23 protein-coding genes, 1 tRNA gene and 1 pseudogene are annotated in these 23,912 nt (G+C 43.2%); 12 read left to right on the top strand and 13 right to left on the bottom strand.

Going from position 1 to position 23,912, the window contains the following annotated elements:
- Positions 1-257: 257 nt before the first annotated feature.
- Complete coding sequence (locus tag SIB68_RS01640; protein WP_063397747.1) at positions 258-854, bottom strand: helix-turn-helix domain-containing protein; 597 nt, start codon at positions 852-854, stop codon at positions 258-260.
- Positions 855-1,611: 757 nt separating this feature from the next.
- Here SIB68_RS01640 and SIB68_RS01635 point away from each other — a divergent pair.
- Positions 1,612-1,782: a hypothetical protein gene (locus SIB68_RS01635; RefSeq protein ID WP_155724889.1), complete on the top strand. Its 171-nt coding sequence runs from the start codon at positions 1,612-1,614 to the stop codon at positions 1,780-1,782.
- 453 nt (positions 1,783-2,235) lie between these two features.
- On the opposite strand, the gene SIB68_RS01630 is transcribed toward SIB68_RS01635, so the two are convergent.
- From SIB68_RS01630 to SIB68_RS01620, 3 genes are all read right to left on the bottom strand, one after another.
- Positions 2,236-3,342: a chlorophyll a/b binding light-harvesting protein gene (locus tag SIB68_RS01630; RefSeq protein ID WP_063399398.1), complete on the bottom strand. Its 1,107-nt coding sequence runs from the start codon at positions 3,340-3,342 to the stop codon at positions 2,236-2,238.
- A gap of 1,014 nt (positions 3,343-4,356) precedes the next feature.
- Entirely contained in the window at positions 4,357-4,890 is a 534-nt protein-coding gene (locus SIB68_RS01625) for a ferritin (RefSeq protein ID WP_011129874.1), read from the bottom strand.
- 513 nt (positions 4,891-5,403) lie between these two features.
- Entirely contained in the window at positions 5,404-6,096 is a 693-nt protein-coding gene (locus SIB68_RS01620; protein ID WP_063399414.1) for a peroxiredoxin-like family protein, read from the bottom strand.
- A gap of 469 nt (positions 6,097-6,565) precedes the next feature.
- On the opposite strand from SIB68_RS01620, the gene SIB68_RS01615 reads away from it, so the two are divergent.
- The gene (locus SIB68_RS01615; protein ID WP_063399397.1) at positions 6,566-6,823 is read left to right on the top strand and encodes a hypothetical protein; all 258 of its coding nucleotides are present in this window, start codon (positions 6,566-6,568) and stop codon (positions 6,821-6,823) included.
- Positions 6,824-7,887: 1,064 nt separating this feature from the next.
- Entirely contained in the window at positions 7,888-8,607 is a 720-nt protein-coding gene (gene msrA, locus SIB68_RS01610) for a peptide-methionine (S)-S-oxide reductase MsrA (RefSeq protein ID WP_063399395.1), read from the top strand.
- A gap of 37 nt (positions 8,608-8,644) precedes the next feature.
- Here the strand turns inward: msrA and SIB68_RS01605 are convergent, their stop codons facing one another.
- Complete coding sequence (locus SIB68_RS01605; protein ID WP_063399394.1) at positions 8,645-8,986, bottom strand: hypothetical protein; 342 nt, start codon at positions 8,984-8,986, stop codon at positions 8,645-8,647.
- A 525-nt stretch (positions 8,987-9,511) separates the two neighbouring features.
- Between SIB68_RS01605 and SIB68_RS01600 the strand changes: the two genes are divergently transcribed.
- The 3 genes from SIB68_RS01600 to SIB68_RS01590 all read left to right on the top strand — a co-directional run bounded on the left by SIB68_RS01600 (position 9,512) and on the right by SIB68_RS01590 (position 10,211).
- Positions 9,512-9,679: a hypothetical protein gene (locus SIB68_RS01600; RefSeq protein ID WP_196757076.1), complete on the top strand. Its 168-nt coding sequence runs from the start codon at positions 9,512-9,514 to the stop codon at positions 9,677-9,679.
- A gap of 60 nt (positions 9,680-9,739) precedes the next feature.
- Positions 9,740-10,123: a hypothetical protein gene (locus SIB68_RS01595; protein WP_196757077.1), complete on the top strand. Its 384-nt coding sequence runs from the start codon at positions 9,740-9,742 to the stop codon at positions 10,121-10,123.
- Positions 10,124-10,137: 14 nt separating this feature from the next.
- A tRNA-Pro gene (locus SIB68_RS01590) sits at positions 10,138-10,211 on the top strand.
- A gap of 572 nt (positions 10,212-10,783) precedes the next feature.
- On the opposite strand, the gene SIB68_RS01585 is transcribed toward SIB68_RS01590, so the two are convergent.
- The 3 genes from SIB68_RS01585 to SIB68_RS01575 all read right to left on the bottom strand — a co-directional run bounded on the left by SIB68_RS01585 (position 10,784) and on the right by SIB68_RS01575 (position 13,089).
- The gene (locus SIB68_RS01585) at positions 10,784-11,101 is read right to left on the bottom strand and encodes a hypothetical protein (RefSeq protein WP_063399392.1); all 318 of its coding nucleotides are present in this window, start codon (positions 11,099-11,101) and stop codon (positions 10,784-10,786) included.
- A gap of 866 nt (positions 11,102-11,967) precedes the next feature.
- Complete coding sequence (locus SIB68_RS01580) at positions 11,968-12,306, bottom strand: hypothetical protein (protein WP_063399391.1); 339 nt, start codon at positions 12,304-12,306, stop codon at positions 11,968-11,970.
- 339 nt (positions 12,307-12,645) lie between these two features.
- Positions 12,646-13,089 carry a hypothetical protein gene (locus SIB68_RS01575; protein ID WP_236068825.1) on the bottom strand — a complete coding sequence of 148 codons (444 nt, stop codon included), beginning with the start codon at positions 13,087-13,089 and terminating at the stop codon, positions 12,646-12,648.
- Between the two features lie 24 nt (positions 13,090-13,113).
- On the opposite strand from SIB68_RS01575, the gene SIB68_RS01570 reads away from it, so the two are divergent.
- Both SIB68_RS01570 and SIB68_RS01565 read left to right on the top strand, forming a co-directional pair.
- Entirely contained in the window at positions 13,114-13,272 is a 159-nt protein-coding gene (locus SIB68_RS01570; protein WP_155724888.1) for a hypothetical protein, read from the top strand.
- Positions 13,273-13,813: 541 nt separating this feature from the next.
- Entirely contained in the window at positions 13,814-14,149 is a 336-nt protein-coding gene (locus tag SIB68_RS01565; protein ID WP_236068823.1) for a hypothetical protein, read from the top strand.
- A gap of 1,759 nt (positions 14,150-15,908) precedes the next feature.
- Here the strand turns inward: SIB68_RS01565 and SIB68_RS01560 are convergent.
- Positions 15,909-16,115 carry a hypothetical protein gene (locus tag SIB68_RS01560; RefSeq protein ID WP_063399387.1) on the bottom strand — a complete coding sequence of 69 codons (207 nt, stop codon included), beginning with the start codon at positions 16,113-16,115 and terminating at the stop codon, positions 15,909-15,911.
- Between the two features lie 831 nt (positions 16,116-16,946).
- Here SIB68_RS01560 and SIB68_RS01555 point away from each other — a divergent pair.
- The 4 genes from SIB68_RS01555 to SIB68_RS01540 all read left to right on the top strand — a co-directional run bounded on the left by SIB68_RS01555 (position 16,947) and on the right by SIB68_RS01540 (position 21,351).
- Positions 16,947-18,137, top strand: coding sequence for a tetratricopeptide repeat protein (locus SIB68_RS01555; RefSeq protein WP_236068822.1), 1,191 nt, complete (start codon positions 16,947-16,949; stop codon positions 18,135-18,137).
- 388 nt (positions 18,138-18,525) lie between these two features.
- Positions 18,526-19,170, top strand: coding sequence for a hypothetical protein (locus tag SIB68_RS01550; RefSeq protein ID WP_063399412.1), 645 nt, complete (start codon positions 18,526-18,528; stop codon positions 19,168-19,170).
- Positions 19,171-20,160: 990 nt separating this feature from the next.
- The gene (locus SIB68_RS01545; protein ID WP_063399385.1) at positions 20,161-21,063 is read left to right on the top strand and encodes an oxidoreductase; all 903 of its coding nucleotides are present in this window, start codon (positions 20,161-20,163) and stop codon (positions 21,061-21,063) included.
- Positions 21,064-21,156: 93 nt separating this feature from the next.
- On the top strand, positions 21,157-21,351 hold the full coding sequence (locus SIB68_RS01540) for a hypothetical protein (RefSeq protein WP_063399384.1): 195 nt from the start codon (positions 21,157-21,159) through the stop codon (positions 21,349-21,351).
- Between the two features lie 244 nt (positions 21,352-21,595).
- Here the strand turns inward: SIB68_RS01540 and SIB68_RS01535 are convergent, their stop codons facing one another.
- The 4 genes and pseudogenes from SIB68_RS01535 to SIB68_RS01520 form a co-directional block, all read right to left on the bottom strand.
- Complete coding sequence (locus tag SIB68_RS01535; RefSeq protein WP_063399383.1) at positions 21,596-22,003, bottom strand: DCC1-like thiol-disulfide oxidoreductase family protein; 408 nt, start codon at positions 22,001-22,003, stop codon at positions 21,596-21,598.
- 73 nt (positions 22,004-22,076) lie between these two features.
- The gene (locus SIB68_RS01530; RefSeq protein ID WP_063399382.1) at positions 22,077-22,496 is read right to left on the bottom strand and encodes a DUF3119 family protein; all 420 of its coding nucleotides are present in this window, start codon (positions 22,494-22,496) and stop codon (positions 22,077-22,079) included.
- A gap of 236 nt (positions 22,497-22,732) precedes the next feature.
- Positions 22,733-23,181, bottom strand: a pseudogene (locus tag SIB68_RS01525) (DUF6790 family protein).
- 225 nt (positions 23,182-23,406) lie between these two features.
- Positions 23,407-23,898, bottom strand: a complete 492-nt coding sequence (locus SIB68_RS01520) for a GNAT family N-acetyltransferase (RefSeq protein WP_063399379.1) — start codon at positions 23,896-23,898, stop codon at positions 23,407-23,409.
- Positions 23,899-23,912: the final 14 nt, after the last annotated feature.

The following is a 23,912-nucleotide window of genomic DNA, read 5'->3' as shown; positions in this document are numbered from 1 at the left end:
TCTCAATTAGAAATGCAATAGAGAGTTTATCGTCGACACCTTTAAATTGCATTGCTTTGGCTGTTTCGAGTAATCGACTGCGTCGATTGCTGAGCTGCTGAAATTCTTTTTTCAGGCGGCAAGATAGGTTGTCGTCATTACATTTAGCCATAGCCTCTAGCAATGAGCTACAGCGATGACGGATCCCATCAACCTCTCTACAGAGACTGGCGATAACGCTGTCTGATGTCGTAACTAGGTCTTTCATTCACTCAGATCTATGAGGCGGCAAGAGGTGCTGATTCGATTAAGGCTGGAGCTAAACGCAAGATGGGCTCTCCGCTGGGAACGTTTAAAAGATCAGCGGTCCTTAGCCTGGAGATCAGTCGCGTGGAGGTCACACGCGTAGATCCAATGAGTTCGCCAATTCGCTCATGGGTGAGTCGGAATGGGAGATCACACCAGTCGCCACAGCGTCGCCCTAAGCGGTTAACAAGCAGGGCAAGCAATGCTTGGAGACGCTGTTCTGCATTACCTAAATGGCGAATGCGAAGCAGCTGTAGGGTCCATTCGTTCACTGCATCAAAGTCATGCCCATCACGGATTTCAGCATCGCTGCGAAAACATAATGGTGTAAGTGCTTCAACACAGACACCTTCACTACACAAGCGGTCGGTGCGTAGTTGGTCGCCTTCCTGAAGAAAAGCGAGAGTCATTCCTTCAGTTTCTTCGCATGGGCAGTAAACGCGGGCGATTCCCTCAACGACTTCGATACAAGCGCCGCCTGAACGTGCAGCGGGATCGATCAGGATGGATTGCCCAGTTGGCATCCGCACTGCTGGGACCGGATCATCTGGCAGGAATCGGAAGCTCATATGAAGCCTCTCAGTGCTTTTTGAGAACTCTTCGCAACCTATACGCTCAACGGGGCCTTTTGCAAGCGATTCTCAATAGCAATAGAGCTGTTGCGAGGCACATGCCTTGCTGATAGGCACTTATGTAAATTCAGTCACAGCCTGGGGTGCTGTTTAGTCCACTGGTGCCGTCAAGTTTTAACTTGCTCACTTGCACGTGTTGAAATCTGTGGCATAGGCAGAAGGAATCAATCGCCAAACAGCAATGACGCCGTGCACTGCAAATGTATAGATGATGTAAATCCTGGCCATTGAAAGAGTTGCTAATCCTGGGCGTAGCTTGGATGGAAGAAGAACATATCCAAAGGAAATACAAATGGAATCTCTTGAAGGAATTGATGTTACTGGTGTATGCAATGACTTAAATCGTGCGTCAGTTGTCAAGCTGATTATCATTCCAGGCGTGCTTGCCGTAAACTTTGCCTGTTTATAGCGATAATCTGGCAGAGTGATTTCAAATCTGATTAATACTGAGATCGCAAGCCTGCTTGATTACAGTTAATGAATAGAATGTAGCAAAAGCAAATTGATATCGTTGTGTTGGAGACAAGGCAGTCTATCAATGGAGTGATTAGGAGACAGCGTTGCGAAGACATAGCGACTGTTAAACGACACACGTAAGAGGGCCTATCTAAATATTTGGATTGGTTGATTATTAAGTTTGCAGTGCCTCAAATGGGTCTTTATAGCTATGATTAGAGAGAATTTTAAGTCAAAGATGGCTACAGCTCCCTTTGCAGCGGCAGTAGAGCTGACACCAATAACCATTGGCGGAATTGTCTTGCTTGGTGTTTTGGTATTGGCCGCCGATATTCATTTATTAATAAGACAGCAACAACAAAGCCGCCTGCGCAAGATGGCTCCTAATCAAGAAGTTAGAGATCAATAAGTGGGAGAGACAATCCTTGCTAAACCTTAAGGCCAAGGGTCTATTGTAAATCGATCGCATTAAGTCAGTGAAAAAGTCGTTGAAGCAGAGTTCGTGAAAGGAATAGCAGCACTCAACCTAGATCCACAAGAAGAAAAGCCAAGTTTAGATAGCGATTAGATCATATCAATGGCTTGTTATAGATGTTTGCTTTAGATCATTATTAAATCAAAGACACTCTATACATTGACAAATTCGATTTGCGTTGGCTGTCAAAATCGCAAAATTGAAGATCAGCGGTTTACGTATTTGAAGCAGTATAACTAATGGAAGCAAGTCGAACAATAGAACAATCAGTAGTTGTAGTTTGCTAAGCAATATATTTTCAAGTTGACAACCATAGTCTCAATAAAAAGCCCTGCTTAGGCAGGGCTCCTATTTTGAGATAAATCGCAGTGTTAATTTGAAGCTAGTTTATGTGGCGTTATCGCTCGATGTTGATGGCACGGTCGTACTTTTAGCTGGGTTAAGGCTAATTTCGTTGCTTTCTAGCTGATCGAACAATTTTTCAACACGTTTGAAGTCAAAGCCCATCGCTCTCAATCCATGCCAGAAATGACCCTGAAGATAGAAGAATCCAAGGTAGAAATGGAAGTTTGAAAGCCATGAACGAGCTGAGTGTACGTCTCCACCAAACAATGGATCCGTATCTGAGAAATAGGGAGCGAAGTTCAATTCGATATTGAGAGGACCACCATAGAGATCAGTTGGATAAATTGTGGTGTTCATAGAAGCCCAGAAGGCTGCCACAAAAGCAATAAAGGCTGCACCTGCTAATGAGGTGGAAAGCACAAATTCAGCAGACAACAGTCCTTTTCCTTTGAATTCAGTGTATTCCCCAAATGGCTTGCTGAAAATATGCCAAACAGCACCAGCACTCAAGAAGAAGGCCAAGAATGCATGACCTCCCATCACATCTTCTAAACTGCTAATCGTAAGGAAATCAATCTGGTGATTCCAAACCATTGACAAGTCAAGGTTGTATTCGACCTTACGTACAACACCCATTGCTGGGTCATAAATTCCATGGTATTTAGCCCATTCAACAAATTGAACGCAGCCAAGACCTAGGAATAGCAGGTGATGTCCAAGTATGAAGGTCAGCCTGTCTGGATCATCCCATTTAAAATCAAATTTGTTGGGTCTGGATCCTTGCGGGTATTCTCCCAAGTCCTCCTTGTATCGAAAGGAGTGAAGCATCGCACCACCGGCATAAACGGCCGAGAAGATTAGATGGAAGACTGCGACTACAAGCATCCCATAGGAGTCAGTAATCACACCGTTCTCTATGCCACCAATACCAAGGCCTGCTAGGTGAGGAAGAACTACAAATCCTTGGTCACCTATTGGCAATGCGGAATCGTAACGAGCTAGCTCAAATAGGGTGTTGGCACCAGCGCCGAAGCAAATTAATCCTGTGTGGCCAATATGTGAGGCAATGAATCGGCCTGATCGGTTGGTCACTCCACTGTTACCCGCGTACCAGGCGTAGGTAACGTCTGTTTTCCCGTAGGTTTGCACGAGAATGAACTTGTTTAGGGCAAATAAAATCTATTTGTATAGCGACAGTTCGACGCTAGGTGTACACAGAACTCTACATATACGAAGAGGTAAAGTGTGATTTAGACATGATAATGTGCCGTAGTATATGTGTGATTAAGCACGATCATTAGATACATCAAAGACCTCTCAGAGGATACTGTAGAGACAAGGCATTGATCACATAGGCGAGAGTTAGGCGACACCTTATAGAGTGATATTTCATACAACTAATCAAATAGTGATTCGATGGCAACAGATCCTAAAAGGTGAATTACTATTGATATCACAAGCTTTTGAGGAATCCTGACAGAACCAAGGCAAGCCATCGCTGGCGCTTTGGTGAATGTATCTATTGGCACAATGGATTAGCACGCCTAGGATTAAGTCTCATTTCGAATTGCACAATGCCATCCTGTGATTGGGATTACTTGGGCTAGTGATATATGGACTTTGTCTGGATTCATCAATGGATTTTGGAACCCTCTCAGCAGTGGTGTGTGGAATCATTGGCTCGGCCTGCATGGCTATTTTTATCATCGGAGGTAAAGCCGATAATGATGGACAAGGAACCAATATGACGTGAAATCTTAGTTGGCATCGATTGTAAGAAAGGGCAGAGTTCTCACTCTGCCTTTTTTTAGTCTTGGTTTTAGTTACAAGTCAAGGTAGAGAACTTGTCACTGTTTGATTTAACTTTAAGCATGATTGGGATTTTAAAATTTTTCAAATGTGAAATAAGATATACCAAAGAAATCATTGTCGGGACGTAACTTTTAAAAGCTTATCTAACAGGATGATTATTTTTACAAACATTTTATGGCTAGAAGATATTGCTTTAAGCAATGCAATAGCATTCTATGTCAGAAGAAGGCCTTGCACAATTTTTATTCATGCCAGATCATTGCAATGGAAATGCCTTGAAAGTAAGCCGCAACAAACAGTAGCGGATAATATTTTCTAGTATTATTGAATAGTGATCATAACAACTTGGGATTAATTCTCAGATTGCTTTAATCCAGTAAGGCCACCCTTGACAGTTGTCAAGGCAGTTCCATCAAGAAACTGTTGATCCAAAAGAAGTAGCGCAGCAGTGTTATCACCAGCCAGGCGAAGTCGCTTACGCACGAAACGAGCTTCCGCTTCCTCTTGTAACTGTTCTGCGATGAACCAATCGAGCATGGCGGTCGCACTACGCTCACCAGCTTGTTCAGCTATGGAATAAATACGGTTAATTGATGCTGTTACATCTTTTTCTAGCTCGTAAACCTGATCAAAGAGATCCTGGGTGGACCCCCAATTGCGTTGTGGAGCTTCAACAGCGGGAAGCTCGACCTGCTCATCGCAATCAACAAGGTAGGCAATAAGTCGATCTGCATGACCACGTTCCTCTTGGCTCTTAATTTGCATGTATGAGGAAAATCCAGCTAAATCCTTCTCGCGAAGCCAAATTGACATCGCTAGGTAGGTATGACTTGCCTGAAACTCACAGGCCAAATGAAGGTTGATCGCCTTGGTTAGATCATTCATGCTCAGGGTTAACGTTTAAGGCCATCATTGGTGAAATGTACTTACTTAAAGGATAGTACCTATTCATGCTAATAGAGAAGTGCTGGGATGCAGGACACTTGTGTAGTTAATTTATAATATACATACTGTCGTTCATAGAAGATTGTAAAGGATTCAGCTAACTTTCAGTTGTGGCTTGTGATGATTAGAATTTTTGCAGGGTTTGAAGAATTAAGTTATTTGATAAATCGTCTGATATTGCCTTTTTATAATATGGGAAGGGCCGTGATTAACCTATGGATGCTTGGACTTAATGAGGATCATACATATAGTTGATTGCAATTTAGTCACAAGGTATTGAATAACATAGCGGTGCCGACAACATCTATTGATCGCGACTTATACCAAATAGTTACTAGACATTTTGCAACGCTTGCTTAAGTATCATGCATATTATTATTGCTATTTTTTATATACTAGTCACCAAATCGAAAGCAAGCAAGTGTGAATCATCAGAGTATTTGAATTGATATTTTATTCATATTGATTCTTATCTAGATATTGGCCTAGGAAAGAAAGGGGTTTGGCCATTGTTTCTGAGAATCCGAGGATCCCCTTGTCTTGGTGGCTATATAAAAGTGTGTCGTCACAATCTAGTAAATAAGTACCGCCCCGTTGTGTAATGAAGTCGTCACGAGGTAAGTAAGTACCCAAGTTACTTAGCACTTCTATCATGTTTCGCAGTCGAATAGTGGCGAGCTCAAATGGTCTTTGAAAACCCTCACCACCAGCTCGCCTGAAAAAGGATCCTCTTACGGATGGGAATGGGGAGATGTTGATGGTTTCGTTGTTCGCGATTCGCTGGGGTGCACTTCGATCTCCTGTGTAGCCACGTAGTACTTCAGACAGGGTGCCTGGAGAACCAATGCCTGCGCACATTAAAAACAATGCAGGCCAAGGGCCACCAAGTGTTTTTAGTCCGCCATAGAGACCCAGCGCTCTGTGGAGTGTCGGTTCCTCATCAACCAACATATTTTGTTTAGGAAAGCCAGTAAAGGTGCAGAATCGTTCAGCACTCTCAGCATTGCCTATGCCTATGGCCAAAGTGGAGATCCCAGCAGCCCTTAGCCTTGGCATATCAGCAACTAGTGCTTGAGCATATTCGAGGCTGTCAAAGTCACCTAACTGGGGAAGCAAAATAATAAGTCGATATTTGCCTTTTTCCATGCCTGGCACCTGACTCAGTCTTTGAAGCAGTGGAAGGGGTGCTTTTACTGTGCACACGTCGTTAAGATTGTGAGATTAGTTTGCGCCTCAATAAGCGTACTACTTCTTGTTCATTCTAGAAACATCCTTCTAATTACATGAAGCAGGAAGGCTTGGTTTCATTTCTGAGATTTCCCTATTAGCTAAATCAGGCATCCATAGATTCTATGGACATCATAAAGTTGAAACTTACGACAGAAGCGTTCTGTGTCATTCAAAACCGATAATAAGCTTGGGCAATAACTTAAAAGAAGATCTATCTGTCAATCTATTAAATAGTGGGAACAAAGATGGTGTCTTCAACCCACATCATGATTACCTAGAGCCATTGCTATCAGAGGGTTCATGCCTCTCAATATGATATGTTTCAATCGCAAGACAAGCGGGGGTTAAAAGGTTTAGCTATAAGGAAAAGTATAAAGGCAATGACATGACAGTCAACACTCCATACTCCTTGCGTTGTACTCTCACCTTTGGAGACATCTATGGTCAAGTCTTGGCCTGGATGGCAGTGATCTTCGTAAGCCTTGCAGCAGGCCTGGGTCTAATGGGCTCGAGCAGGCCTCTGTTCGCTCTAGTTGGCGTTGGTTTGATCTTGGTATTAAGCCTGCCCTTCCTCCTGTTCGCCTTCGTAACAACCCTGCTCAACCACATCTCTCTGGAGCCCAAAGAAGCACCCCAAAGTTAACGATAATTGGGTAATGTGTGTTTCCAAAATGATCAACCTAGAGGTTTATAAAGGTAAGCCTATTAATTAAGATCCGAAGACGAAAATATTCTAAGTATTATGCCTTGAGCCCACATCAAGGCAGCTATCAAGTGCTCTTCTTGGATCTCACTAAAAACACCAAGGTTGCTCGTATAGTATAAAGTAAATCCACTACTGGCTTCAGCAAAAGTGATCCACTTCTGCAATCAAATCAGTGGCCATTTTGACGCACAACATTGGAAAGCCGATGACAGAAAAACTTCTGCCTTAACTATTTCAAATCATCACTAGGAAGACTCCTTTTAATTTTATTACCAACATCAAAAGAAACGCGAATGGGTCAGTCTCACAATCTCTAATCACAAGCGTTCATTAAACCGAAGCCAAGCCAAGTGACAGAGCTGAAGCGATCCAGAGACTCTGTTCGGAGAAGACCTGAATGGGAAATCAAAAGGATCAATCAAACAAGCCAATCTATTATATAAATCAACCTGGAAGCAGAGGATAAAATGATTTAATTTAAAACAAATAAAATCAGAGAATCAAAGAATTGAAGCCGCAAGCCACTGAACCCTTGATTACAAGAATGTGCATACAGATTGCTCTGATGGTGGAAACTTAAATATCTATTTCACGCTTTGAAGCAACAATGAAATGCATAGTAGAGGTATCTCAGCTCATATTGGAGGGTTTGTCGCTAGCAAACAAGAAGATAGCCCGAACCGAATGGCAGCCAAACAGCTGTTAGCAGAGTTTTTGACCAGATCAAAATATCATTGAACTTTAGCTAATCATGAAAGTCAATCTGCACTGTGTATAAGTGCAAGAAATTGTCAAAGAAGATATTGCATGTTCACATAATTCAGTTAGCGATGGGTATTCTGAATCCATCTGATCTAAACAGGATTGGCTCTAAACTGTTGAAGATGATCCTTATTTTAGGCTTACCCCACCTCTTTTTGTGCTTCGTGACAGGGCTCCATAACCACCTGCATCTAAAACCAAAAGGAGTTGCCTATGGTTAGTAATCTTGCATGAATTTGATGTTCCCATCGTGGTTAACCCCAAAGGCTTCAAAAGAGGCTGCAATTCCCTCAGGAACTGAGCAGCACGCCGTTCTAGGTACAAGGCTGCATGCCCCGCTAACCACAGATCAGGAAGATGCTCTGTTTGCTTGTGGCTGCTTTTGGGGAGCCGAAAAGGGTTTCTGGAAATTGCCTGGGATCATCACCACGGCAGTAGGTTACGCCGGTGGTCATCAAGAGCAACCGACCTATCAAGAGGTCTGCTCAGGACGTAGCGGACACACTGAAATCGTACGGGTGGTGTGGAATAAATCCGTCATTGACTACAGCGACCTCCTCAAATTGTTCTGGGAATGCCATGATCCCACGCAAGGAAATCGCCAGGGTAATGATCGAGGGAGTCAATACCGATCGGCGATTTACACCACCACGCTTCAGCAGATGGAGCTTGCGCAGGCCAGTCGAGACAGCTTTCAGCAACTCTTAAGCAAGGGTGGTTTTGGAGCAATTACAACTGAAATCAAAGCCGATCAACAATTCCATTATGCCGAGTCATATCACCAGCAATACCTAGCAAAACCCGGAAGCAGACAATACTGCTCTGCAATGCCTACTCAGGTTGCTCTAAATGATTTCCCAGGTGCAAAATTTAAATTACCAGTAAGTGTCTGGCAAGAATATGATTGGTCAGTTAGTCATTGCGTTCTAAGATCTGGGAATGAAATAATCAAGCTTTAGCAAATAGCATGCATAAAAGGTGCAATCTCAAGCCAAATTATTCAAGACATACAACCAAGCCTAAACTTAAAAATGGTTTCCAATCTTTTTGGCCAGGCAAACGAAGATCGTAAGTATTGCCACCATCTGGTTGTATCCGGTTTCGCAGAACCAACTGCCAATCACCGTCAATCCAGTCAACAGAGACCAAATGACCATAATTATCTTCATACAGTAAGCAACGCTCACCAGTCTGTAGATTGATTACCCAGAGATCATGATATCGAGGATCGCGATCATTTAGGCCGATGACCAACTCGTCAGGGACGTCTTGGTCATCACCCCAGATAGCAGCTTTGACATCCTTACCTGGTGTGAGATCAATCGCCTCGCCAATCATTGGATCGATTCGAATCAGAACAGTGTTTTCATCGCCATAGCTATCGCGACTAGTGGTTAGATATCACCCATCAACGCTCCAACTAGCAGCCCTAGTGGGACGATTCGTACTCTTTGTAAGCAGACGTGGTTTAGATCCCGCTTCAAGCTCTTAAGCCCAAAGATTCAGCACTCCCCGATGGGGCGCCAGAAAAACAATCTGCTTACCATCTGGACTCAAGGTAACCCCACTCACCTCAGGGTTGCCAAACAAGACTTCACGTGGAATCAGCGGAACCTCCCCCTGAGAGATGGTATCTGCGAAAGCAGGAGAGAAAAGTCTTATCGGTAAAGCAATAGTGATTAACAGGCATGGCAGAGCTAAAGTTACTCTAAGCAAAGAAAATCTTCTGATTGATTATTAATCTTTTTTTGATAAGTATGACCAGAATTACTCACAAAGAGAAGCAGCCGGTTTCAAATAACTTTTCCCATTCAAATTTCATATAACCTACAACTCAAGCAAGCAGATCCCCAACATGGAGCAATGAAGCCACCCTTACCAGATCGATTGGTAATGCTTGCCTTAGCTGCCACTCTGATGATTGTCTTCTGCCTGATCTTCTCCTTGAGGCTTACCGGTCAACAGGGGAAAGAACCAGCTCTACAGTGGAGGGAGGCCCCAGAGCCAACCTCAGGATCCTTACAGATCTAACCACCCCTGCCCATCTGAGCCCTTGTAGAAGTGGCAAAGTGGTCAGGATTCAGCATCAGGTTGCTGATCTTGCCCTCACCATCAGACCAACAGCAGCCACGCAGGTTTCTTCCGCTCCCTAAGGGCTTGGTTGAGCTCTATGGGCTCATCGCAGTTCTGATGGTGGTCATTCCCGAATGGCTTGCTGAGGTCAGCTTGAACATGGGAAACAGCACCAGCGAAACTCAGCTTCCTATGAGGGCGCGCGCATGGAGAACGTTGCCGGAGCTGCAATTGGCAGCAATGAACCTTTCTGAATTGAGACAGCTGGCGCATCAGCTCAAGCTATGGGGCTACGCGAGCGAAAGCCGTGATCAGCTGTCAAGGCGACTCTTAAGGCGGTTGAGCAGAAGATTGCCTTCAAAACGGATTAGATCGGCCAGTAGGCAACGCAATACCCTGTGATAGCTTGAATAAGCCGGGGCGTGGCGCAGCTTGGTAGCGCACTACTTTGGGGTAGTAGGGGTCGTGGGTTCAAATCCCGCCGCTCCGATTCCGTGCATGACTGAGATCTCAGTCTTCAGGCCACTTCTCATTAGAGAGGTGGCTTTTTTGATTCATCTACATCTATATAGATTTTGTCAGTGGAATTATTCAAGAGTCAATGAAGAATCCAAGCAAAATAACCATAGAGTCAGCGCATAATAAAAAACATTGCAAGCGACGCTTGTTCTGCTATCAAGATCGTTACTCGCCTATTAGTGACTCAATCTGCAATAGCGAACCCCAACGGCAAGCCAAACAAACCATGATTCGACCGTCAGCAAGTCCTGTTATCAACAAATTAAAAGGATTGATCTAAGCTTAAACAATTGAGCTCCTAGCAAGAAGCTGCTCAAAGGCTTGATAGCAAATCAACTAAGCACTAAAAAAAGGCAACAATATATTTCTGAAAGCACGTATATCTAAAGGTGTAAAAAGTATTACTGTTCATTGTTTGAAAGGGAGCGTCTAACCTAAGATCTAAAAAGAAATCCATATTTGAACTTTTTATCAACTAGGATTGAACAATGAAGAATAAAAAGGCTTGTCAGAAAAATTTTTTTTTAGTGTGGCATCAAAGATTCATGACCGTTCAGAGCAATTGGGCTCCAAACCAGTGGATTGGAACCTAGTTGCAACTGAATAGCGATGCAACCAACGATTAACCCGTCCCCGCTGGCTAGGTGGAACCTCCTCAAGCAACTGGGACAACTCCAAGGCACCCAAACGTCTGAGTTCCCTCACATCCACATGCCAAAGGGCCTCAGCCTCACGGATCAAACGCGCCCAAGTTCGTACCTGCTGCCACTGACGCAGCCGAGATCGTAGTGGGTCAACTAGAAGTGAACGACTGAAAGTCCACTGCTTAGAGCGTTGATGGTGGCTGGGTAAAGCATCCATGTGTCCACCTTGACGAATTCAAAGCCGATCTATGCAAAATCACCAGTGCGCTTCGGAGTTCTGAAGCAAATCAGCTCTTTCCATTCCAACAAGACAGCCTCGACTGTTTTTCAATCGTTTAAGAGGGCGCAGCAAAATCAACACCCACGTGCAATACACTGGCTATACAGTACGCAAAGCCGTTGCAATAACGGTCTAGAAGTTTTCACATCACACTGTGATGCAATTGCAAGCTATTCTCGATTGTGCCGTAGCTCAAGCTAGAAGTGTTGATAGAGGTGCTAAGAGAAGCACATCAGAAGTTCGCGGTTAAGGCCTATGGGCCGTGCTTGCAATCAAGGAATGCATCAAGTTGTGGGTCGATTAGATCTAGCTGAGGGTCAAGAAGAAAAAACAGGTTTAAGCAGATTTTTTTTATTTGGTTAACACTCAGTAGCGATGAACGTTTGGCAAGTTATTTCAAGTGATTGAGGTTAATTTACAGCAAAATAAAAAAAGATTGTGATTGTGGTAAGTACCAGTGATACATTGAAGACGCTTGATTTAATCACAGTTTTCAGCAGGAAGGGCGAACTCTATTTAGTGAAGTCAATCAATAGCAGAAGGAGCCAAGCCGAACTTGCTGCGTTAAAGATTCCAAATGGTTAGAGGAGATAGGCGAATGATATGCATTTAATTTGAAACGGAACAGGAGGAAGAGAATTAATCATTGGCAGCTAATTACAACTAAGTAGCAAGAACCTAGATAGGGTTGACGGGTTGAAACGAGAGTGTGGATAAATTATTGACGAGAGCCCGAACAGTAGTTTATGGATTCATGAGGATCTACTATAAGGCTGTCTACTTATCACATAGAGATAAAGATATCATTTACCAGTGAGATTATTGAGGTAGTTTGCGATGGCAAAGTTAATCACGATTGCTTGAGTCCTTTCGTCTTTACTTAATCCTGAAAAAGCCAGATCTGATTCAAGATCCGCAAAGACCAATTCGAGAGCCTCCTTGACCTCTGGGCGTTGCTGAAAATCACGAAATTCATCGGTAGCAGTACTAATCAATTCATCGACATTAGTTGATAAACCCATTGATTGACGTTGGAGAAGATAGGCTTGTATCTGCTGATAAATTTTTGCAGAAATTGGAACATTTCCCCATAAAGCACGCAGACTATCCTTGCTGATTGCGAACTCTTTATCCTTAGACATTTTAGGCCTCTTCAGAGATTCTATAATTAAACATACGCATCATGGGCCCTATAGATGATAAATGGTTTACTGATTTCATAATAGCAGCCTATTTGTGAGCCTAAGCTGAATTTTTGACTGCTGGTAAAGATTTGGCCTACAACAAGCAAAGAAAATAGCTTTGTTCGGGTCTTATGAACCTAAAAGTTGAAAAGTAAAGATTGTGAGACTCTCATCTATAGACACTTTCCCTAATTTTAATCAGAATCTGCAACTTGCTCTAACTCTATGAATACATCCTAATAGCCGAACATGATGGAAGCTCTCTACTATTGGGTTGAATAAGCATCTTCTTAGGAATTATGTATTTTGGTTTTTATTGATTAACGAAGAAGGGTTAAAAGGCTTGGCTTGAGATTGTCTAGGACCTTGATTTGCCAGGTTAAGGATTGAAGCATTAAGCTCTGACTCGGAAACTCCAATATTATCTCCGCATGTCTCGAAAATATTCGAGGCGATGAATGAAGCCATATCTTCTTTTGGAACTGCCATGACTTCTTTTAAAGTACCTGAGCGCATTAAGCTACTTATCATTTGACGCCCAGCAACTAAAGCAGCTTGATCTGCAGCGCTTCCATCTGAGATCGCAACACAGTACTTTTCTGAGAAAGTCTCTCCCACCTCCGATACCGCAGGGGATAGCTTGAAGTCGTCTGCGAAGGCTGGTGGAGGAATGAGAACAGAAGCAAACAGAAGTATTGCAGAAAGAAAGATGGACAAGAAATACTTAGACAAATTACTCATCTGGTTCATGACCTCTTTTAGGTCTTGACTAAATCAAAGATACCTGACTGTGGGCCAAACAACCGCCTGACAGGAGAAGCTGAAGCGATTATTGATTTAATGCTGAGGGCTAAGCAAAATTTTTCTTTCACCTTGAATGCGATTGCAACAAAATTAGGTAGTGCTTCTCATTCCACTATTTGAGCATCAGCTTGTGCAGATCAAAAAAAAATGGTGGTCCTGTCAAAACCTGATTACCCTGTTCTCATTTGTAGTTTATTTGTTCACAAAACCTGCAAAAGCAGCGCCTTTAATTCCTGAGCTATTCCAACAACGAGAGAGTGCATAGACTTCAAGACTGTTGCCAATGTCATCAGAGAAAACAGCGTCGATACTGATCTAGAAAATTGAACGGCGCATTGGCTAGATTGCGATAGTCGATCATGTTGCCGCTAGGCAATAAAGCAATTTGACCCTGACCAATCTATTCTTGCGGCCCTTCTTTTTTTCTTCTTCAATCACAACTGAAAGATATAGGCTCAACCAAAGCCAGCTAGTGCCAGTCATTTGGATTAGAAGCGTTGATGCAGCCGCTAGAGATACATTGATCAACACATTTGCTCGCATCGGCAATAGATCATGGGTAGAAAGACCTATCAATCATTGCTTTATCTAACCGCTGATTAACCTTTAAAACCATCATGCTTATGCCAGATTAAACTGAGTGTACTATCGGAAATCTAAAATGTTGGCTGAATTCAAAACTCTATTCGAGCTTAGCCAAGAAGGTTACTTTAAAAAGCTGATGGAATCAGCCAGAGAGTTATTAGATGTCCCAGTCAATACTTTTAGCAACAGCACAGTTAGCAGTCAAATCGTGATTGGAATCATCGCAATTGTAATCCTGGGTGTTATCATTTTACCGTTCGGAGCAACCGAAGCTTCGATCAAGGCTTGTCAAGTCAACACAGACAAAAAACTCGTCAAAGTTGGCGGCTCGGTAATCGTTGTAATGACCTCACTTAGCGCCATACTCTACCTCGAAGTTTTGAAGCTCTATGGAGTGTTTAGCAGTAGCTGAAGATTGAGACATCGATCTAGCCAACGAGCGATTAAAAAGTACTTATGTTTATCACTAGCCTTAGAGAATGCATGTCTTCTTAGCAATAAGAAGATTGGGTTCCATTCATTGGAACTAATGAAAATATTGAATGACCTCAATCAACGGTTCTGGATTCTTTTGATTACTGTGCAAGTCTAAGCCATCTTCTCCTGAAGGCAGTGGAGCCTTTTTGACTAGAAGGGCAGCAATCATGCTCTATCAGTAGGGTTCCGATCTCTGAAATCTGACCAAAAGATTTACTTATGAAGATTGAAGAGGCCAAAGCGCTCTGAAGATATTTGGCAAAAATTCGTCAATGGGTCTTAATAACTTGCGCCTTGCTTTACAGTTCTTTAGCGTAAGCTTACCAAACTCTTTCACCCCCAATTGAATCTACATCCATGCCTACTTAAATACCCAGGATTTGAATTCGTGGACAATTATTTAACTAGACAGCTACCGAAATAGTGTCCCTAAGTTGCCAAACCATCAGACCACGCGTCACAACCAGAAGAAGGGATAGAAATGCTATTCCAACACATAAAGGGCAATGTGGAAATCCCACTAGGTACTTCACCAACTAATCAATTATTAGCCAGAGATTCAAAAATGGTCCGCGAATAATGACACATTGATACTTTACGGGCCAGTTCGTCGATCTCCCAGGGGTAGCAACGCCAAAAAAGTCACCCCTTAACGTGCCTCCAAACCAAGGCTGAGCTTGCTCAAAATCTTCTAGAGAGCATTCTTTCTCTATTCAGGGTCGCAAACCCATTGCATTAAAAAGGGCACCCGCGTCGGATGCCCTCAAGTCCAGGACTAATTTTCAGGGTATCTGCATCCTTGGACTCCTATTTGATCTCTGGACAGGAGGCGGACATGGCGGCATGAGTAAAAACACTTGTTCAGACTAAGGGTTGCATCTAGGAGATGCAGCTTGCAGAACTGGTTCATGCAGGGACTCTCTAAAGCAATAGCAACCCTTTTTGCCAGACTGAAAAGCATCGATCATATGCAGCCAAATCAAGTCGTAGCAATAGGTTTGCATTTCACTCAAAGCCCTCAGTGTGCAAGCTCACAGCAATAAGTGAGTAAGTTCATCACCTTAATCATTGATCGCGGAGATGGTGAGTTCATCGGGGACACTCAGCCTCCACAACCCACACCATCCAATGAACTTCAAATCCGCCCTTGCTGCTACCGCACTAGCAGTAATTAGCACAACATCAGACTGGCCATCAGCACTCCAGCGCTAGCAGCTGATGGTTGTGGTCGCGGTTGGCGGTATTCCCACAGTTACCGCGGCTGTGTGGTAAAGCGCCACCTGAGACCTGTTTACGTTCCTGTATCACGTCCTTATTCCCCCATTTACCGTCGTTCGATCTATAGACCCGTCTATCGCAACGTCTATATGCCCGTCTATCACCCTTAAAACTTGCGTCGTAGGCCAGAAATTGGTGGTGTCATTTCGATTTGATTCTAAAATCAAACATTTTAAAATCAAGCTCTTAACCCGCCTAGCGCGGGTCTTTTATTAGACAACTTTTAGGCCTACCTACAGATGGAGAAGACCTTTAAAAAGATCGTGAATGGCTATCGCGGCTTAGCAAACGTAACCTGGAGAAAATTGGATGTTGCTTATCACAGATTCAACAACTCATGGTTGAAAGGTCCGGTGGAAGGACCCCTGTGCCAAGTACATTCTTCTTGGCCTATTACGATGCTGCCCGAGGCATACTTATTTGCCGCCGTTGCAGATCTGGACTTGCTTCCAATTGGACTGGAGTTGACGATCAGGGTCTGCCTTTAGTTCTTGCACGCAACGATGAAACAATCGTGACTGTTGGGCAATCGGTTCAATCTGAATTGCGAAGTAAATAGTTGAGAAGGTAGCTAGGCCTGTTGCAAAGATCGCCAAGGAGGGATTGAGGTGAGCACGAAACATCTCGCGTGTTGTGAGCTTCTATTCTTCGAGATCGGTCATAAGTGGTTTAGGTGATAAATTGTGGATTCTCTATTTAGCTGGTTTACACACCATCGGCTTCAAAACTTCGCTCTATGTCGTGATACAGCACTAGAGGGGCTCTTCTAACGAGGAAGTGGAATAGCCGATATAAAGACAGGTAGAACAGAGGACTATGCGGGAAGGTAAGATGAAACGCTAGACAAGAAGATCCCTCTACAGAGCGGAGGGTTGGCAAACAAACGTTGCGCAGGCCAGCAGAGCGGGAAATATCATTGAGCAGTGTTCAAACATTGAATGCGGATTTCACCAACATTCTCATTACCACAAGCAATACGATGATCCTCTTATTGCAGAGAGAAAGTCTCTATGGATAGGACGGCAGCCAATGATTTGAAATAGTTCATCATAGGCATATTCGAAAACAACTCCTCAAAAGCTTAATCATGCATGATTTGTAGCTGGTTACAAAGTCAAATCTGGCAAATCCAATAAAGGAAACCAAACTAGACCCATGTTGAATGGATTCAAAATAACTGCCAAAAGCATTTCTATAACTTAAATAATTTCTTTCTACATTGGTTTGTCCCTAGCAAAAGGATGCTTTCTAAAATTCAGAGCCGATGACGTAAGTGCTTGGCCATCTTCACTGCCTTGCATGTTGAACTCTCATTAAGGTACGTAGGTTTTCGTGGAAGCACAGAGTTGATTATTGCCAAGGCAGTCCCTAGAAAAATTGAGTTAAAATACTGCCAGAAGTTTGGGTTTGGCTTGTAGAATCCAACTGAAGTGGCGCTAGAGACTCCTGAAGCCATGGCAAATGAGTCGTCCAATCATTCCGTATCTGGACAAACTGCAAATGACTACTTCAAAGATGGTGAAAAGAAATTTCGTTCAAAGGATTATCAAGGGGCAATAGATAGTTACAGCAAAGCAATTGAGATCAATCCAAATAATGCTATTACATACAATAATCGAGGGAATGCAAAAGATGAACTAGGCGATTATCAAAGCGCACTGAATGATTACAATAAAGCAATTGAACTCAACGAACTTGATGCCAGTTTTTACATCAATAGAGGTGTTGTCAAGAGACACTCGAATAACATCAAAGGGGCAATCGATGACTACACTAAGGCTATTGAACTAGATCCAAAACATGCAACTTCCTATTACAATAGGGGGATTGCTAAAGTCAATCTAAGCGACCACAAAGGTGCTATCTATGATTATACTAAGGCACTTATCACAAATCCAAAGCATGCTAAATCATACTACAATAGAGCGATTAGCAAAAACAATCTTAATGATATCAAAGGGGCAATTTCTGATTACACAAAGGCAATTGAGGCCATGCCTCTTTTTGCCTCTGCCTATTACAATCGCGGCAATTTAATGGAGAGGCTGGGACGAAGGCAAGCAGCGGTTACTGACCATGAGAAGGCGCTAGAGATAAAACCACAACTTGTCACTGTGATGAACAAACGTGGTGAAAATAAAAACTTAGTTGAGAATAAGACTGTAAATGATTTGAGCCATGAAGAAGACAGAAGTCAGCAAGATGCATTTAATTATTACAGCCAAGGCAATGCTGAACAAAAGCGAGGAAACAATAAATCAGCGATCGAACATTATACCAAGGCAATAGAAGTCAATCCACACTATGCCGAGGCATACAACTACAGGGGCCTAGCCAATTACAACCATGGTGACTATCAAGCCGCACTTGATGATTACAGCAAGGCAATAGAAATTAACTCGATATATGAAGATGCCTACATTGGTTGCGGTCTTACAAAGTCTGCATTAAGTGATCACCAAGGTGCAATTGAAGCCTATGAGAGGGTACTAGTAATTAACCCTAAGAATGTTGCTGCCTATAGAAATCGTGGTATTGCCAAAGAATTGGAAGGAAATCTAGAGGGTGCTTGTTCTGATTGGAGGCAGGCCTCCTCTCTGGGAGATGCAGATGCTGCAGAATGGGTGAAGGCACAATGTTGTTAGGGTTCCCGCTTCTGCAATCTCTGGAGGCACAAAAGAGGCTGAGCAGAGCACATAAATGCTTATTTCAATTTAGCGCTAAAACCGTGCTAATGACATGGCACTATCTATGACAGTGATACTGCTAAAAGAATTTCTCTTGCTGCTAGATTCTCAGCCATAGTCTGAAGCTAGTTTACTATGTACAATCAGGAAAGCCTTGTTATTGGCACATGAGACTATAAGACAATTTACCTTAAACCCAGGCGGCACTTATGCAATAAGCTGCTTAAGAGAGTGTATCCATGCGAACAATAAACACTGGAAACGCTATCTTTCAGCCAAAGCCATACTTCAGTATAAATACTTATTCCTGATAGCAAGAACAGTCAACGATTACATTTACAATCACATGCCTGAGACCCTCCTAAATGAACTAACCGATACAGTCCAACAATGTCTTGCTTGTATATCCCATCAGAATAAAGGCGAACCAAATATTGAAAAAGCTGATCTTGATTTCTGGCTTGATCCAAAGTCAGTCATTTTCATGACCTCTCCTGAAACGGAGGACATCTATTGTGCAAAACTTGATGATTTGGATACAAAGAGTGAATTTCTTGAGATAATCCTAGATGAGGCTATTATCACTACTTTCCTAACAACTGAAGATTTAATTTTAGTACTTGCTGCTCAGGACTTAACAAATTTATATGATGTCAGGTTGGCCGCTATAGATAGATCTACTGGATGCGCCCTAATTCGCACTGAGAATCTTTTTAATAAAGACATGCTGGAGCGTAATATACTTCAGACTGTTGAGAACTCCACAGAACCATCAAAGCAATTCTGGCTGCATCGCTACTTCGATAATAAATCATGGCAATTCAGAAAAGTTGCCTACAAACGAATCTCGTATCCTGGCAATAATTTTCACAAACGATTTATTAGTAATTCATACCGCAGACTTCAGTCTTTTGTGTTGGATATCGAGACACATATCCTTTCTAAGTTTAATGAAGTCGAAATACAGGAGGATGGCAATCCTGAGCCATAATTCAACAGCCGGTTAGCCACCCTAGTTTCATTCAACAAGCAGCACATCATTTTGAATGATCCTGATTGCTTGCTTTATGTTTTCCGGCTCTCCAAATGAACAACAGGGGTATCCCTACAAGCATCAGCCCTGCGTCTACCAATAAGAAGTTGTTCCATAAATCCATTAGCTCTGTCCATTTTTCTGCACAATCTTAAGTCAAAACAATAAAGCTCGTGGCAAAATTCTAATATTGATCAAAACAAAGGCATGGCGTATCTAACTCATCCCACGGCGTTGCCAGAAAGAAGCTTTATTTTTATCTAGATCAGTAAAATAAATGAGTGCCCAAGACAAAATATATGAGCTGATTGTTCTGGATAACTAGCCTGGCCAATGATTTTGAGATAAGTTTCACTACCGATAGTAACTAAGCTTAGGATGAATCATGTCCCCAAGCGCTTTAACGAAATCGTCAGAGATAGCAGCAAGATTGATTAAAGCTCACAATTCTTCAATCAAACAAAGATCATTTTCCGTTAGCAACTTACTTGAGAGCATTTCAACCCAAAACTGACTGAAAGTTTAAGTGGACTTAATAGATGGTCTAGGTCGAAAATATAGATATATGCAAGAAGAGCAGAAGAATCACTGGTCTTGTATGTTCTGGTCTTGAATATCCTTGCAGCTAGGCATGAGCTTGTGGTTAACTGGCAAAGCTTCCGGCAATATAGAGATTGAGGTGTTATGTAATACAACAATATCTTATCTTGCCCTCTTCCATAAATATTGAACTTATGACTAAATCAAGCAAAAGGAAGTCTCCATCATTGGCAAAGAAACCTTTATAATCGACTTAACGACATTGCTTGCCATCCTTATGGGATCAATTAGCGAATTGAGACAGGCAGTGTAACCATTTAGAAATTACAGGCCTTCTCAAGATGCTATGAAGCAGCTTAGGCTTCAATGTTCTACTTTATGGATCACCACTGATAAGGGAGCCACCTGATGAGCTGGAAAGTTGCAGATATCCCTGATCAAAAAGGAAGGGTTGCATTAGTAACAGGTGCCAATAGTGGCCTTGGTCTTGAGACAGCCAAGGCATTGCTTAATAAGGGTGCCAGAGTCATTATGGCTTGTCGCTCACTACCCAAAGGTGAAGATGTACGCCAAGTTATTCTCGAGAGAAATGATTCCACAAAGCTTGATCTGATTGAGTTGGATCTCGCTGATTTAGCGAGCGTTAGGCGTGCAGCTGAGCAGGTAGAAAGCCAATACAGCCGAGTGGACCTTCTAATTAACAATGCTGGAGTGATGGCTACTCCAAAGACCCTCAGCAAACAGGGTCTGGAGCTTCAGTTCGCCGTTAATCATCTTGGCCACATGGCATTAACACTAAAGCTCCTACCCTTACTCGCAAAGCAACATGGAGCAAGGGTTGTTACCGTCACTTCTGGCGCACAGTACATGGGTCGAATCGCATGGGACGATCTTCAAGGGATCAAGCAATATGACCGCTGGGCTGCCTACTCACAAAGCAAACTTGCGAATGTGATGTTCGCCTTAGAGCTCGACAAGCGAATGCGCCAGACAGCAAGTGGGATCGCATCATTGTTGGCACATCCAGGTCTGGCCCGCACTAATTTGCAGTCTAAATCTGTTGCTGCGAACAAATCCTGGCAGGAAGGCCTTGCTTATCGGTTAATGGATCCCATGTTTCAGAGCGCTGCAATGGGGTCTCTACCACAATTACATGCTGCAACCGCGCCAACTGCTCAAGGCGGCGAACAATACGGACCTAGATTTAACTTTAGGGGTTACCCGAAGCTTTGCAGCATTGCCCCATTGGCACTTAGGGAGGAAGACCGTCAAAGGCTTTGGAGCGTCAGTGAAAAACTTTTAGAGATTTGAACTTGCCATTAACAAGTATTTTAACGCTTTCCTTGGTTTAATCAGTCACTTTTGACTCTCACAGCTATGATCTAAAAGCAGTGAATTCCGCCCATGCCTGAAGAGCCAATTGAGAATCCTTCAGACAATCCAGCCATTGAACCTGAGGCTGATGAGAAATTAGAAACTGAAAAAACTATTCAAATCCCAGAGGGCTCTAGGGTGGTGACAATCATTATTGACAAAGGAGAGGTGACTGAAAAAGTGTATCAATCACCTGATGGAGACAGGATAATCGTGAAGTACTAAAAGCATTCTAATCGCACGCCCTAAAGTATCAATCCTTGAAACTCATTCAGGGAAATATTCGTGACCATTTCAAAAGGAATAGATGCAGCTACAAAATCATAAATATCCAATGAATTCCAAGGCTATAGCTTCTTAAAAGCAATGACAATAAAGTTTACTGCCTGAAAGTAAAAGCAGCTAATATCTTGGATTGATTATATTAAGCGAGCGTCTATATTTTATCAAGTCAAACACCTGTATTCAATTAATCAGGATCTAATGGTATTTGCTTGTAAGCCAGTGCTGTACGCCGGGCCAGCCTTAGAAAAGGATAGATTAGCCTCGAGCGAAATGGTGAAGACATCAAAGTCTTAAGAACAGATAATAGCGGAGCGGATGGTTCCATTTTTTTACATAACCACTGAATGGCCTCAGCTCCATGAAAAGCCTCATCACCTACGATTAATATGGCTCCATCTCTGAGATCTAATCCTCGAGATTTTAAATTATCTCGTAAAGGCTTTTCTGCTCGTCCATCACATATCTCCAAGCCCTGAACACCACTACGTAACTCACTCAATTCTGCAAAGTGGAGACAAAAAGGACAGCCGCCATCATAGATAAGTAACGGAATTGATGAGTAGCTTTCAAACAATGGTGTTTGCAGTTTCATGCATTCATCTGGAGTTCGTGATTGAGGATGTGAAAGGTCATTGCCCAGGATCTTATCAATCTCCTGGATTGTTTTAGTCCGATTCTTTAGGCACTTCGAGAGTTCCCACTCGAAGCCTCAACTGTTCTAAAAGCATGACAGGGTCAAAAAGGATCGGCAGCAGATGAGGGCTGTTGACTTCGCGGAAGAACAAGATGCCTGGTATTTCCGGCAAGAACATTCGCCAGGCCAGCCAATTGGCAAATGGGAAGCGGCGTATCTCCTCGTCTACTCGCCATATCACGAGATCTTTGTCGGTTAATTCCAAACGCAGCAGATAAGCTTGTACCAGCAAAAACACTGCGAATCCGCACACCACAATCGTCGCCCAAGGATGGAGAGGAAGCGGTAGCATTGCTAGGCCAATAACGTACACCAATACAGGTAAGCGGATGTTTGGTTTGAGAATTACGCTCTGGCTTTGATCAGGCTGGCTTTGAGGTGTCGATGACATTACTACTGAACTGAGGTTGTTATTAGGTTTGTGCCTCTACCTCTTTTTAGATGATTTTCTGTAAAAAGAGTTTTAGAAGGTTTTTTTCGTTATGATTTTAAGCTGCATCGTCAGCAAACTGAGAGCTTATGAAAGCTCTGCCACATCCTCATTTTCCTAGGATTAGCAACGGGATGTCAGCAGTGTTCTTGAAGGAAGCGCAGCTTGCAACAACGAATCGAAAGTGTTTTTTGGGCTTAGCTCTTTAGTCGGGTTCGTTCTTCGCGACTTAGCCACAACAAGATCACCACCAGGATTGGCATTAAAAGGTCTGTAAACAAGATTGTTCCAACATTGGAGGGAGCATCATTGGACTGGACAACCAGCGAATAAACATGCCCGAGCCCATCGGCGAAGAACCAGCTGGCATAGGCAACGATCGAGGCAACCAAATATTCACGACTTCGCCGCCAGAAGCTACTCAGCCCAAGAATGCCAATGGTGAGATGGTGAATGCCACTTCATTCTGGAATGATCTATTAGGCCAGCCGATCTGCTCGGTGATGAACTGGCCAAACGCTATATGCATTGCGAATCCATACAGTCCCCCTAGGCCCATGACCCAAAAGGCGATCCAGAGCAGGGTTGCTTCCGACCAGCGACTGACGTTCCAACTACGGCGAACCTGCAGGACCTCGCATAACAAAGCAATCAATGCGGTCTAAAGATCGATATGGCCAAAGATCAAGCGGACCAAATAATTCATCGGATCAATTATTTTCTTAAGGGTTTTTGAAGAACATGTTGAGAGAATCTTTTAGAGGGATATAAGCCCAAAGAAGCAAACTTCTGTATTTCAAGATCGTTTACCAAGACTGCAACCGTCTATGAATTGATTGATCTGATAGCCATCGGTTTGATGGAACTCTTTTCAGCCAAGCTCCTTGGCGAAATGGTGAAACACAATGTTGAACCCTTGTTTTGCATAAAAGCGATGGGCTCCAAATCGCTCCACGCCTGCATCTAGATGGATCTGTCTGCAACCCGCATCCCTTGCGATCGCCTCCAAGTAGCGCAACATCTGAGCTGCCAGACCCTGGCCCTGATAGGTGGGGTTGGTCACAAGATCTCCCAGATAGAAGTAGGTGCCAAGCGATAGGGAAGAAGCCAAGCGATATCCCGCCAGGGCTGCCAATGAAGAGGGTTGCTTCTGATCAGTTGGATTGAGGTCTTGAAAGAGACCCAAAAGCACGTAGCCATGGTCATTGCGTTGCAGCCCAAGACGGCTGATGAAATCAGCTTTGCCGAGTTTCGGATGAAGGTGGCGGATCAGGCCATAGGCCTCGTTCAACTCCGAAGGGGTGTTGAGTTCATGGATCATCAACCGACTCAGTTGTTTGTTATTGCACCTCCCATCTTGCAAGGCTTCCTTGCTCA

It is taken from the genome of Prochlorococcus sp. MIT 1323, from assembly GCF_047304905.1.
GTDB classification, from domain to species: Bacteria; Cyanobacteriota; Cyanobacteriia; order PCC-6307; family Cyanobiaceae; genus Prochlorococcus; species Prochlorococcus marinus_D.
Note: the sequence above shows the minus strand (reverse complement) of the source record. Positions and strands in the feature narration are given on the sequence as shown.

What these genes read in the sequence shown, in the direction of transcription:
- SIB68_RS01540 (WP_063399384.1), top strand. Translation starts at nt 21,157, where the DNA reads ATGCCTGAAGAGCCAATTGAGAATCCTTCAGACAATCCAGCCATTGAA.
- SIB68_RS01585 (WP_063399392.1), bottom strand. Translation starts at nt 11,101, where the DNA reads ATGGATGCTTTACCCAGCCACCATCAACGCTCTAAGCAGTGGACTTTC.
- SIB68_RS01560 (WP_063399387.1), bottom strand. Translation starts at nt 16,115, where the DNA reads ATGTTTCGTGCTCACCTCAATCCCTCCTTGGCGATCTTTGCAACAGGC.
- SIB68_RS01635 (WP_155724889.1), top strand. Translation starts at nt 1,612, where the DNA reads ATGGCTACAGCTCCCTTTGCAGCGGCAGTAGAGCTGACACCAATAACC.
- SIB68_RS01545 (WP_063399385.1), top strand. Translation starts at nt 20,161, where the DNA reads ATGAGCTGGAAAGTTGCAGATATCCCTGATCAAAAAGGAAGGGTTGCA.
- SIB68_RS01555 (WP_236068822.1), top strand. Translation starts at nt 16,947, where the DNA reads ATGGCAAATGAGTCGTCCAATCATTCCGTATCTGGACAAACTGCAAAT.
- SIB68_RS01640 (WP_063397747.1), bottom strand. Translation starts at nt 854, where the DNA reads ATGAGCTTCCGATTCCTGCCAGATGATCCGGTCCCAGCAGTGCGGATG.
- msrA (WP_063399395.1), top strand. Translation starts at nt 7,888, where the DNA reads ATGTTCCCATCGTGGTTAACCCCAAAGGCTTCAAAAGAGGCTGCAATT.
- SIB68_RS01530 (WP_063399382.1), bottom strand. Translation starts at nt 22,496, where the DNA reads ATGTCATCGACACCTCAAAGCCAGCCTGATCAAAGCCAGAGCGTAATT.
- SIB68_RS01565 (WP_236068823.1), top strand. Translation starts at nt 13,814, where the DNA reads ATGTTGGCTGAATTCAAAACTCTATTCGAGCTTAGCCAAGAAGGTTAC.
- SIB68_RS01615 (WP_063399397.1), top strand. Translation starts at nt 6,566, where the DNA reads ATGACAGTCAACACTCCATACTCCTTGCGTTGTACTCTCACCTTTGGA.
- SIB68_RS01580 (WP_063399391.1), bottom strand. Translation starts at nt 12,306, where the DNA reads ATGTCTAAGGATAAAGAGTTCGCAATCAGCAAGGATAGTCTGCGTGCT.
- SIB68_RS01620 (WP_063399414.1), bottom strand. Translation starts at nt 6,096, where the DNA reads ATGGAAAAAGGCAAATATCGACTTATTATTTTGCTTCCCCAGTTAGGT.
- SIB68_RS01600 (WP_196757076.1), top strand. Translation starts at nt 9,512, where the DNA reads ATGAAGCCACCCTTACCAGATCGATTGGTAATGCTTGCCTTAGCTGCC.
- SIB68_RS01535 (WP_063399383.1), bottom strand. Translation starts at nt 22,003, where the DNA reads ATGAAACTGCAAACACCATTGTTTGAAAGCTACTCATCAATTCCGTTA.
- SIB68_RS01550 (WP_063399412.1), top strand. Translation starts at nt 18,526, where the DNA reads ATGCCTGAGACCCTCCTAAATGAACTAACCGATACAGTCCAACAATGT.
- SIB68_RS01625 (WP_011129874.1), bottom strand. Translation starts at nt 4,890, where the DNA reads ATGAATGATCTAACCAAGGCGATCAACCTTCATTTGGCCTGTGAGTTT.
- SIB68_RS01575 (WP_236068825.1), bottom strand. Translation starts at nt 13,089, where the DNA reads ATGAGTAATTTGTCTAAGTATTTCTTGTCCATCTTTCTTTCTGCAATA.
- SIB68_RS01605 (WP_063399394.1), bottom strand. Translation starts at nt 8,986, where the DNA reads ATGATTGGCGAGGCGATTGATCTCACACCAGGTAAGGATGTCAAAGCT.